Annotated in this window: 3 protein-coding genes and 1 pseudogene; 3 read left to right on the top strand and 1 reads right to left on the bottom strand. The window is 68.6% G+C overall.

Annotated features, from left to right (window positions below; all coding sequences use genetic code 11):
• Positions 1 to 8: 8 nt before the first annotated feature.
• Entirely contained in the window at positions 9 to 317 is a 309-nt protein-coding gene (locus ACIN94_RS32800) for an XF1762 family protein (RefSeq protein ID WP_400714937.1), read from the top strand.
• On the opposite strand, the gene ACIN94_RS32795 is transcribed toward ACIN94_RS32800, so the two are convergent.
• Positions 314 to 1,156: a phosphotransferase gene (locus ACIN94_RS32795; protein ID WP_400714931.1), complete on the bottom strand. Its 843-nt coding sequence runs from the start codon at positions 1,154 to 1,156 to the stop codon at positions 314 to 316. The two genes, ACIN94_RS32800 and ACIN94_RS32795, sit on opposite strands and share 4 nt — an antisense overlap.
• A 16-nt stretch (positions 1,157 to 1,172) precedes the next feature.
• Here ACIN94_RS32795 and ACIN94_RS32790 point away from each other — a divergent pair, with 16 nt between their 5' ends.
• The gene (locus ACIN94_RS32790; RefSeq protein ID WP_400714934.1) at positions 1,173 to 1,817 is read left to right on the top strand and encodes a transposase; all 645 of its coding nucleotides are present in this window, start codon (positions 1,173 to 1,175) and stop codon (positions 1,815 to 1,817) included.
• A pseudogene (locus ACIN94_RS32785) lies at positions 1,745 to 1,998 on the top strand (IS5/IS1182 family transposase); the annotation flags it as partial. The gene ACIN94_RS32790 and the pseudogene ACIN94_RS32785, both read left to right, overlap by 73 nt.

The raw sequence follows: 1,998 nt of genomic DNA, 5'->3' as shown, positions 1-1,998 counted from the left end.
TCTAGGGTCTGTTCGAGGTTCAGATCACTGAGGTTGCGGATTCGTCTGCGCGGTGCCGTCCTAGGGACGGCACGAGGAACACGTGCAGCATCCTGTACGGCGCAGCGTGGCGGGCCGGGAAAGCTCTCGGCTATCAGCGGATGATCACTTACACGCGAAAAGACGAGAGCAGCGCGTCGTTGCGCGCGGCAGGGTGGGAGCCTGTCGCGATGCGGCCATCGCGCGGCGGCTGGTCGTGCCCGTCGCGGCCGCGCGGCGATGAGGGCGCGGAGCGGATCGGGCGCACCCTGTGGCAGGCTCCCGGCTCGGCCGTTTAGGCGTTCTTCTCAAGCCAGGCGACGATGCTGCGCACGTATCCCTCGACGTTCGCCAGCGGACGGCCGTCAAGGACTCCGACGAGATGTCCGACGTCGAACGGGGCGTCGTAGATGCGGGCGCGCCGGTAGGTCTCGGGGTCCACTGCCTTCCTGATGGTGTCCCAGCCGTGCCAGGCCATCAGGGCCGCGTCGATGGCGGGGTCGAACAGATGTGCCTGGTCCCAGTCCAGGACGCCGATCAGTTGGCCGTCCCGGCTCCAGTGCACGTTGGCGCCGCACAGATCGCCGTGAACCAGTGCATCCGGTACGGCTTCCAGGTCCCGCGCTGCTTCCAGACGCGTGCGGCACTCGTCCCGCCATCTGTCCGGCAGACGCGGAATGACCTCCTCGGCCAGGACTTCGGCCCAGCCCTTTTCTCTCGGGGCGTTGAGCAGTTGCCTCAGGCGTGGAGTGACGGTGACCTCTCGCACGGCGCGCAGCAGTTTCCCGATCTGGCCGGGGTCGCCCTGGCCCTCAGGCTGCGCCTCACCGTCAATCCAGGAGACGGCGACCGCCGTACGCTCGCCGAACCGAGTCACGGGCGTGAGCGGCTCCGGCACCGCGAAGGGCAGCCCGGCCTGGGAGATCTCCCGCTGCGCCTCCATGCGGCGCGGCATCTCCTGCGCCGACGACGGACGCTTGCTCACCCGTACGGCTGCTGTTCCTGAGAGGAGGACGACGTGGTGAAGATTGCCCTCCGTGACCCGGGCGTTGTCCAGGGAGTGGCCGGGGAGAAGGGCGTCGGCGATCTCCAGTAGTTCGTTGGTGGTCGGGGCGGCGGGCGTGGGGCTATCGGTCATATTTTCTCTGAAATCCATGTCGTTGCGATGCTCGTGGTCTCCCGGCGTCGTCCGTTGGGGCCGCCTAGGGAAAGAGAAGGCTAGCCGCTCATCGGGCTGGGCGTGTTCGGGGTTCAGATCAGGAGGTTGCGGATTCGTCTGCGCGGTGCGATCCGGCCCTGGTAGAGCACAGGGTATGGCGCGTGGTGATCTCACTAACGATGAGTGGATCTTGATCGAACCCTATCTGCCGCTGGGTGAGCGGGGTCCGATCCCGGAGCTGCGGCGGCAGTTCAACGCCGTGATGTGGCGGTTTCGTACCGGTAGCCCGTGGCGGGATCTGCCCGGCGAGTACGGCTCGTGGTCCACCGTCTATGACCGGTTCCGGTCGTGGGCGACCACGGGCGTCTTCCAGAACCTGATGGAGGCCATGATCGGCGAGGCCGCTGCCCGCGGACAGGTGGACCTCGACTTGGTCAGCGTGGACTCCACGACGGCTCGTGCCCACCACCACGCCGCCGGGATGGTGGTCGATCCGCATCTGCTGGAGGAACTGCAGCGGGCCGCCGAGGAGGAAAAGGGGCTCGACGAAAGGGGCAAACAGCCCAATTGGGCGGGCCGGAGGGAGACGAGGCCCGGGCTGAGCGCCGGCGGCTGCGGCAACGGCGCCGGGCCCGGCTGACGGCGGCCGGGCTGGGTCGCTCGCGCGGCGGGCTGACCAGCAAGGTCCACCTGTCCGCCGACCGGCGCTGCCGCCCGCTGTCGTTTCTGCTCACCCCCGGGCAGGCCGCCGACAGCCCGCGCTTCGCCGCCGTCTTGGCCCACATCAAGGTCCGCGTCCCGATCGGCCGTCCCCGTACCCG

It is taken from the genome of Streptosporangium sp. NPDC087985 (genome assembly GCF_044741965.1).
Classification (GTDB): Bacteria; Actinomycetota; Actinomycetes; order Streptosporangiales; family Streptosporangiaceae; genus Streptosporangium.
The sequence above is the reverse complement of the archived record's forward strand: the minus strand, read 5'-3'. Positions and strand labels throughout refer to the sequence as shown.